This is a genomic window from Enterobacter sp. 22452, from assembly GCF_052045065.1.
Taxonomy (GTDB): domain Bacteria; phylum Pseudomonadota; class Gammaproteobacteria; order Enterobacterales; family Enterobacteriaceae; genus Enterobacter; species Enterobacter mori.
On sequence record NZ_JBQEOB010000020.1, the window covers coordinates 1 to 8,782 of the forward strand.

5 protein-coding genes are annotated in these 8,782 nt (G+C 53.1%); 4 read left to right on the forward strand and 1 reads right to left on the reverse strand.

The genetic code is table 11. The annotated features are described in order from the left end of the window. Positions 1-345 precede the first annotated feature (345 nt). The 4 genes from ACTJJA_RS23830 (at position 346) to ACTJJA_RS23845 (ending at position 7,856) form a co-directional block, all read left to right on the forward strand. Positions 346-1,656 carry an Ig-like domain-containing protein gene (locus ACTJJA_RS23830; RefSeq protein WP_440668120.1) on the forward strand — a complete coding sequence of 437 codons (1,311 nt, stop codon included), beginning with the start codon at positions 346-348 and terminating at the stop codon, positions 1,654-1,656. A gap of 66 nt (positions 1,657-1,722) precedes the next feature. Then, positions 1,723-3,393: an Ig-like domain-containing protein gene (locus tag ACTJJA_RS23835; RefSeq protein ID WP_440668118.1), complete on the forward strand. Its 1,671-nt coding sequence runs from the start codon at positions 1,723-1,725 to the stop codon at positions 3,391-3,393. Between the two features lie 40 nt (positions 3,394-3,433). Further along, positions 3,434-6,925 carry an Ig-like domain-containing protein gene (locus tag ACTJJA_RS23840; protein ID WP_440669339.1) on the forward strand — a complete coding sequence of 1,164 codons (3,492 nt, stop codon included), beginning with the start codon at positions 3,434-3,436 and terminating at the stop codon, positions 6,923-6,925. Between the two features lie 424 nt (positions 6,926-7,349). Next, positions 7,350-7,856 (forward strand): transposase, encoded by a 507-nt coding sequence (locus tag ACTJJA_RS23845; RefSeq protein ID WP_440669340.1) that lies wholly within the window; start codon positions 7,350-7,352, stop codon positions 7,854-7,856. Positions 7,857-8,149: 293 nt separating this feature from the next. Here the strand turns inward: ACTJJA_RS23845 and tnpC are convergent. Continuing rightward, positions 8,150-8,782, reverse strand: a 633-nt coding sequence (gene tnpC, locus ACTJJA_RS23850; RefSeq protein WP_440669327.1) for an IS66 family transposase, incomplete at its 5' end; no start/stop codon positions are given.

An 8,782-nucleotide genomic window follows, 5' to 3' on the forward strand; every position in this document is an offset into this window, starting at 1 on the left:
GCTTCTTTTCTGGCACACTCTATATGCAAAAATGACGCATTCTAATTTCAATTACTCTGTACTCTGTACTCTGTACTCTGTCATGTATGACATACCGGTGATTTTCACCAGAGGTACAAAAACATGTGTCGTGACCGTTCATCATGTCACACATTCATTGTTGAGCGATACAGATTATGAAGATTGTTTTTAATTTTCAACGGGGTGTTTCTTTCTCCGGATACCGGAAAAAATCCACCGGTCAGAAAATTGATTTACTGGATTATTGCTCAATACTTAAGACTCATTTGGCCGGCAAGTCAGAAACGTGCAAGGGCCTAATTCATCACCAACAGGATTAATATCATGCCAAATCAAATTGCTGTTACTATCGACCCAGTCAGTATCCCTGATGACAATACAACACCCGCAACAGTGAGTGCGCTTCTGACCAGCGATGGAACAACCCCTGTAACAACTGCAACGACTGTCAATTTTTCTGTCACCCCCGGCATTGGTTGTTCGTTGTCTGCAACATCAGGAACAACTGATACGACATCAGGGATTGCATCAGTTACAGCAACCTGCATCATTCCGGGGGATTATACCATCACGGCGACTGAGAGTGATGACATCTCAGTAACGGGGGATGCGGTGCTCACTGCAGTACCTGAAACAACGATCATCCTGACACCCGATCCGCTTATTACCACCCTGAACGGTACGGTTACGTTGACGGTAACACTGCTTGACTCCAGTGGAAATCCAGTCGACGGGAAAACAGTCGACTGGTCAGTCGATGCTGGCGGCCTTTACATTATAACCAGTGATTCATCTTCAGTGACAGACGCTGCTGGTACTGCTACTGTTACTGCAACCTGTTCAAATGCAGGGGTGGCCGGAATTATCACTGCGAAAGTAGATGCCCGGACATCTGCATCCTGTAATGTGTTTTTTAGCAGCCCGACAGTACCAGTGGTTTCAATTCTCAATGCCGATGACGATCACACCCTGAATGCTGACGAAATTAAACTGGGTGTCCAGTTGTATATTAATGATCCGGGTAAGGGACCTTACTCCAGCGGGGACTTTGTGACGCTTTACTGGACGGAAGGGGCGGATATCATTGATTCCAGACAGTATCCGGTCGACTCCACAACAAAATTCCCTATTTCAGTAAACATTTCATCTGAGTTTAATTCCGCGTGTTTATATAATGGCCAGTATTCAGTGTTCTATGTTTTTGAAGATGCAAACCAGAACACGCACTGTTCACAAAACTTTGCCCTGACCGTCGATGGTGTAACACCACCGGCAACACTGCCTGCACCTTCCTTCCCGGAAGCGACCAACAACACGATTAATGCGAATGCGGCAGCCGGCGGGACAAATATGCGGATCAGCTATTCCGGTATGGCGGCGGGGGATATTGTGCTCGCCTCCTGGCAGGAATACTCGTCTACCGGTGTCCCTGTTTCGGGGTCAGAAACAAGCACCTCTATTACCGTTAAATCTACTGATGTGACGCTCAGATTCTGTACCTTCATTATTGATCAGGAATATATTACTGCAGTACGTACCAGTGGTACCGCTCAGGGGTCTTATACCGTTCAGCGTTCTGGCACAGGAAATCCGGAGAATTCAGCGACGGCTACCGTCAATGTTGACTTAATTTAACCCTTACATGAAGTGCCGCCGGATATGGCGGCACTTCATGGCAAGGACCAACTCCGGGATTTATATATGAATGAAAAAATCTCGTCATCACTGACTCCTGATAATCAGGTTAACAACAATTTACCGTTGTCGGATGATTATATTATTGCAGGTGTTACCGCGTCGCCTGTCGTAACCAGTCCGGGAACGACAGTTGTCCTGACCGCCGTTGTTCAGACATCTGATGGTTTACCGGTTTCGGGTATGAATGTTATATGGGAACTTGTTTCCGGACAGCTCTATATCACACTGTCAGGCAATGCATCTGTGACGGATGCCGCTGGCTCAGCCACCATTCAGGCTACGGCGGATTCACCTTCAGGCGGGATAGTCAGGGCCAGGGCAGGAACAATAACCTCGGACTGCAGTATCCATTTCAGCGATCCTCTGCTTGGTGCGCCCGTGGTTGTCAATGCAGAAACGGACCATCAGCTGGATGCATATGAAATTTCATTAGGGGTGACGGTTTATGTACCGGAGCCTGCCGCTTATTTTAAACCCTTACCCGGGGAGCTTATTGTTTTTTACTGGGATGGGCTGGCAAGTAAAACATACGTGATACAGGATCCTCCCGTTTTCCCTTTATCAATAGATGCAACAGCCGCTTTGCCTGCATCCTGTTTTTATAATGGTCATTATGAGCTGTTTTATGATTATATCGAGCAGTCACAAAATATTCACAGTTCGCTCCCCTTTACAGTAGAAATCGTCGGATGTCCCCCTCCGGCCACGCTGCCTGCTCCTGTTTTCCCTGATGCCGATTCAACTAATACGATCAGTTATGCCTCGGTCGTGGCAAATAACGGCACCGCTCTGGAGGTGGTTTACCCGGGCATGGCTGAAGGTGACACCCTTACCGCAACATGGTTTGGGTTTAAGGATTCGCCCGATACGCCAATCCCCGGAACGCAGTGGACGGACACCCGGACCGTGACCACCGGTGAGGTTGTCGCTCAAAAAGCCGTTTTTCATATACCGGAATCGAACATCCTGCCTGTCGGTAACGGACAGGGAGAGGGGCAGTATCATGTGACTGACCTTCAGGGGAAAACGGCACTTTCCCTTCCCGGAGATGTGAATATCAGCGGTGAGCTGGCAATGAACTGCAGTACTGGTGCGCCGGTGTTTATTCCGGCGGTGCCAGTTCGTCCCGTCAATTCGATCAACCTGACAGGCCCTGCCAGTGCAGCCGTTGAATTAACCATTCTGGCCCCGACATCGGCATGTTTTTATCCCGACGGGCAGGACACGCAGCTCATCACACTGGATGATACCGGATATGGCGTGGCGCAAATCTATGACTTTTCGGCTGAATCAGTACAGATACAGGCCAGTTTAATCAGTAAACCCGGCGTAACCGCGAATGTCAGTATGCGGTTTCTTGACTGGTTGCCAGGCCGGGGTGATTTGCTCAGTTACGGGGTGTCAACAGGCTCACGGGCTGACGGTCGCAGTGTCTGCAGCGTGTACCTGCAGACAACGTACAGCTCAACGGCAACGGTCGCGAGGCTGACGCTTACGGGAAACACGCACGCCATCATCACCCAGAGCAATGCTACAACCGCAGTTAATGACGTGAAAGACTCTCATGCCTGTGCATTTGATATAACCGATACCGTGCCAGAAACGGTGGCCTTCACACTGTCCTTACCGGAGATACCCGGCTCTGACATCAGTGGTTCACTGGTGTTTATATAGTAAAAAAATAAAACACTAAATATTATGTGGAGATATACCGATGACCAGTAATGTAGCCGCAGGAAAAAGCCTGCTTTATTACAAAGAAACCGATTTCGTGGGTGCCCCGGACAGCATTGACCATGGCGGGACGGGAGTGATTGCCGCCAGCACCAGCAACTGGAACTACCTCTCCGTGGCGATGACCACCATGTACTCTTATGCCTGGAGTAAGGTCGATACTGCCGACGCCTCCCTTAGCTATCTTAACCATATTGAAGAGGTCTGCTCCGCACAGTTCGCGGATTTACAGCAGCTCTACCCGGCTCAGGATCAGTTCCCGCTCCAGTACCTGGGGATTGACCCGGATGCCGCCGTGCTGGTCTGGCTGGATATTGACGCCGCACAAACGGCCCCCAACGCGGTGGCATCCTCCGCGCTGGTAGGTGGTAGTTCACAGAGCGTCACCACGCTGTCCCTGCCGGGTCGGCCTGCCGCGCTGGGGTTTGTTGCTCCCACGAACGGAAGCTCAGTGGTCGCCTCCTGTCGCTACGGTGATTACGATGCCACCACCGGGACTGTCGCCTGGACCGGTACCGGCACGCTCGTTGTGGAGTATCAGAATAATGCCGTCACACTGATTAACGCGGGGGGATTCCCGGCGAACTGGGTCTTCTCAGACCCGGTGCTGAAAGGGGACGGAACCTGGCACACCACGCTTGGCGGCGGCACGCCGGCCACGGACACCATCAGCAGCCTGACATCTGATAAAACGGTGATTGCCAACAACGGGACAGATACGGCTACCCTGACGGCAACCGTTACCGACGGCGCGGGACAGCCCGTTGCCGGCGTGACTGTCAACTGGACGACATCTCAGGGTAATCTGGGCGCCAGCGCCTCGCAGACCGGAGCAAACGGTCAGGCCATCACCACGCTGACCGATACCGGCGGTACCGGCATCGCCACCGTAACGGCCAGTATTACCGGCAGCCTCCGCTCCGTGGATATCACGCTGTCCTCTCAGTCCGCCGGCCTGACGCTGTATCAGACTATCAGTTACGGTGGTAACAGCGAACCTCTGGCTATTGAGAACAGCGAACAGCTGCGTAATGCCGTGTCTCAGTGGGCCTGGCAGTCCGTCCGACTGAACGGCGAGCACCTGTTTGGTCATACGCTGATTGCAGACCGGACGGCATTCGATTTTAGAACCTACCGGGACAGCTACGATGTCAGCGATAACGCTGACCTGACGGCCTGGTATCCCCAGCTTCTGTCCTCCCCTGCCGTGCAGGGCACTGCCCTGGGCGGGGATGACGTGGTGGTCAGGGTGTTGCTGTTCCCCGCTGACCGCAGCCAGTCTGTGGTGGCAACGGCAACACAGTCCTGGCCAAAAGTGACAGAAACGGCCAGCGTGTCAAATGGCCTGCAGACGGTGGAGGGCGTACTGGTCATCCTGAACAAAAAACAGGGACTGACCACGGTTTCGCTGAACGTGGGGAGTCTGGATACCACTACCGGCCTGGTGACGTGGCAGTTCACTTCGTCACTCACCGCCTCCTGGAATGAAGATAAACAGGTTCCGGAGGTCAGACTGGGTGCCGATGCGCCGTCTGACTGGACGCTGTACCCGCCGCAGGCTACGGACAAAACCGGGGAGTACAAATCCATTCTGGCGCTCTCTGCCAGCGCGGTGACGCCGGTGATTGATTCCCTGCAGCGTGACAAAACATCCATTCTCAATAATGGTACGGACTACGCCACCCTGACCGCCGTAGTGAAGGACTCCGTGACAGGTACGGTGCTCAGCGGTGTGCAGGTGAGCTGGACGAAAACCCTGGGGACGCTCAGTGAGACCACGACGACCACGGATGCAAACGGCAAAACCAGTGTGACCCTGAGTGACACCGGGGATACCGGTAGCTCCACCGTAACGGCCAGTATTACCGGCAGCAGCCAGTCGGTTGACGTGCTGATTACGGCTGTCGCTGCCGGGGCCATGCTGTACCAGTCCATGAACTATGGCGGTACCAGCGAGACGCTGGCGACAGGCAGCAGTGAGATGCTGCGCAGTCCGCTGTATCAGTGGAGCTGGCAGTCAGTGAAACCCGGAAGCAGCCATCTGTTCGGGCATACGCTGACGGGGGATATTACCGCCTTCGATTTCCGGACATACCGGGACAGTTATGACGTGACGGACAACCCGGACCTGACGGCAAACTACCCGGTGGTGGCGGGGGCGGCAGTGCAGGGAACGAGCCTGGGAAGCGACGACGTGGTGGTCCGGGTGACGCTGGTGCCGTCAGACCGGAGTCAGTCGGTGGTGGCCGTGGCGCAGCAGAGCTATCCGGGGAGCATCGTCGCAGAATATCTGGCCAGCGTCACCGACGGCGTTCTGACGCAGGCGGGCGTCCTGGTGGTGATGAACAAAAACCAGGGGCTGAGGACGTTCCCGCTGAAGGTGGGGGCGCTGGATACGACCACGGGGCTGGTGAGCTGGCAGACCACCACGTCGCTGATAGCGACCTGGAACGGGACGTCGCAGTTACCGGAGGTGATACTGGGGAGCGACGCGCCGGCTGACTGGAAGCTGCTGCCGCCGCAGGCCACGGATAAGGCCGGGGAGTATAAATCCATACTGGCACTCTCCGCCAGCGCCGTTGAGCCGGTCATCGATTCCCTGACCAGCGATAAAGCATCCATCACGAACGACGGGACGGACTACGCTACACTGACCGCCGTGGTGAAGGACTCTGTGACGGGTACGGTGCTCAGCGGTGTGCAGGTGACCTGGGCGACGACGCTGGGGACGCTCAGTGCGACAACCTCCACCACGGATGCGAACGGAAATACCAGCGTGACCCTGAGCGATACCGGCGATACCGGAACGGCGAACGTCACTGCGACCATCACCAATAGCGGCAGCAGTAAAACCATTGGGGTGAATATCACGCAGGCGGCAAAAGCATATTTTATCACAAATGCGCCAGCTCTGGAGACTTTGTATGCAGATTCAAATTATCGCACAAGTAATAAAGTGGTGATTTACGGTCCTTCAGGTGCTAGTTATGAGGTATTGTGTGATGGATCTGCTTATTTCACCGCAAATGATAGCAATAAATTGAGTGATTATTTGCCAGAAAGTGGATATATAGAACTTGATATTCAGGACAATAAAGTTGAAATAGTTAATGTTTCTGCTTTTTCGACTTTTGGCAAAATAACTGGGCATGTTCAATTTACCGAGTTTCCTTTTACTCAGCCTGAACTTAGGGCCGTCGCGAACTCCGGTGCTCCAGCAGATGGAATATCGAGGAATAGTGTTTATTATGACAGTAATATAGATACATCTGGTTCTATTACTGTCACACTAAGTGGTAGCGCTGTCTTTGCGGACACTCGTCTACAAGAAAAAGTGATAATTCTACCTGTTACTGGTCCAGACGATACGACCTTTGATATTATAAATACTGTGCCAGAGATGGTGACGATTACTTGTTCAGCAAGCACGCCAGGGACAATTTCTTGCCAGTCATTATTTGTACGTTTATGAAGTAAGATGGCTTAGGGGGCTGACGCTCAGAGGAAGAAAACATTGCTTAACGTGAGTTTTCGTTCCACTGAGCGGTGCGCTGTGAAAAGCTGCACTTATCTTGCAGGTGAAAGTCCTGCTCCGGAAGGCGCAGCCAGCGCCACCGGATAGCGGGTCTTGCGCTTTCCCGGGTAACCTGGAAGGTGAAGCGTAGACAGCGAAGTATCCGAGCTGAAACCAAATGGTGAACGTGATACCCCCGAAATTGAACAGATTGTGGAAGCCGACAGGTTGCTCAACTGGCAGGCAACAGATTCCCGGAGGCCACACTGGCGATATGCGTAAGTGTCCCATCATCGACGTCTTGTAAATTGGCGATGATGGACACTATTTTTTTATGTAGTGCGCCCCAAAAGTTAGACACCAGATCAAAAACTGAGGGCACATGGCAAAATTTTCATTGGAATTCAAAAAGGAAGTGTCAGAGAAGTATCTAGAAGATGAGTTGAGTCTGAAATCTGTAGCCAGGATGTACGACATAAGCCCTTGCACGGTAAGAAAATGGGCTTATGCCTACCGGGAGCATGGTATCGGTGTGCTTACGGGTAAAAAGGGACGCTACTCTGCTGATTTCAAACTTATGGTAGTAAAAGAAGTTGTGGATGATGGCTTCTCTGTTCGTGAAACTGCGGTAAAACATGGGATACCAGCCTTTGGTACTGTATGTACCTGGCTTGAAAAATATAGAAAACATGGCGAGGATGCTTTCACCCGAAAAAATCAAAAGATCATCCCTGTGCCAGATAAAAGCGTCACGCCAGTCCCACCACAGCCAGCATTAACCGATGTTGAGCGAGAGGAACTTGAACAACTCAGGGTCGAGAATGCCTACTTAAAAAAGCTGAAGGCCTTGGTTCAGCAGAAAACGTGCTCAGCGCCCAGGAAAAAGTGAGCATTGTCAGTGAACTAAGGCAGGAATGGCCATTGTCCCGATTGTTAATCGTTGCTGGGCTGCCCCGGAGGTATGCATCCGGTGAACTCATATTGACAGGGCCGACGAGATCGGCCTCAGGTTTCCCCGGGAGGCGTTCGTCAGGTGGTGAAGTACTGAGTAAGGTGTTTCGCGCCTGTAGCGCAGGAACTGAGTCTGGTGTGTGGTCGCTCTGAAGCCACGTGATATGCGGGTTGTCGCTATTTACGTTGTCAGGTGCGCAAGTCCTTAGTGCGGACATCGGGGTCTTTCTGTCAGGCGCCTCTGTCCCTGAAGGTGAACCCCTGCAGCGGCAGCAACGCGTCCAGGCCTTCTTCCGGCCAGCCAGGTAACCGTTGCAGAACGTCCGTCAACCAGGCATGCGGATCAAGGCCATTCATCTTCGCCGTTTCCAGCAAGCTCATGATCCTGGCGGCTCGCTCGCCCGCTGCAACCGAACCTGCGAAGAGCCAGTTTGAACGCCCCATCACCACCGGCCTGATGGCCCTCTCGCAGCGATTGTTGTCCAGTGGCAACGCGCCATCCTCCAGGAACCTGCTCAGCGTGGTCCGTCGTTTCAGTGCGTACGCGACTGCTTTACCCAGCGCGGAACTTTCCGGGCACGCATCTTTCTGCAGCTCAAGCCATTGCCACAGTTTTTCCAGCACTGGCCGCGCATAACGCTGCCGCCACTGGCGGATCTTTTCCACCGGACGGTGGCGGATCTTCTTTTCCAGCCTGTATAGCCCGGCGATCTGTCTGACCGCCATTTCTGCCCTGGGGTCCTTACTCGCTTTATAAAGATCGGCGAAGTTTCTGCGGGCATGTGCCCAACAGCCCGTCAGTGCGATCCCTTTGTTCTGCGCGGCTAGGGTTTCATAAGCCGGATATCCGTCGACTACCAGACT